Below are 506 nucleotides of genomic sequence, written 5' to 3' on the forward strand. Positions count from 1 at the left end.
ATGGATAGTTCAGGGTAACCGGTGCAGAGAAGTCACGCAGCAGAGACGGGATAACCGGCTCATTGACACCGCCCAAGACAAAAATCTGCTCGGCCTCGGTCAATACCAAAACCGCCTCTTTCACCCGTTTGCCTTGATATTCAAACTCAACCGCTTCGCCTTTTTCGTTCAGCAAACCAGTTTTGACCGGAATCATCATCGGCTGTTTGTCCGCCATATCGGGCGTGGCCGGAATGGTTTGTTTGATGGTCAATTCAAACGCTCCATCTTTCAGACGGCCTTGAGCATCTAAAACCGGCGTGCCAGCTTGGCTGTACCACAAAGCAAACTGATCAAGATTGATGCCGTTTGCGTCTGCCATTGCGGCACGGAAATCATCACAAGTCACAGCTTGACCGTCGTGGCGTTGGAAATACAGCTTCATGCCTTTTTGGAAGCCTTCTTCCCCAAGCAAGGTGTGATACATGCGCACCACTTCCGCACCTTTTTCATAAACGGTCATGGTG

The 506-nt window shown here is 50.6% G+C and carries 1 protein-coding gene; it reads right to left on the reverse strand.

The window, feature by feature from the left end; all coding sequences use genetic code 11:
• The coding region (locus ACTHUR_RS18705) for a DUF3458 domain-containing protein (RefSeq protein ID WP_440400269.1) at positions 1–506 on the reverse strand (506 nt) is incomplete at both ends.

The sequence above is a fragment of the Neisseria sp. P0021.S007 genome (assembly GCF_051956855.1).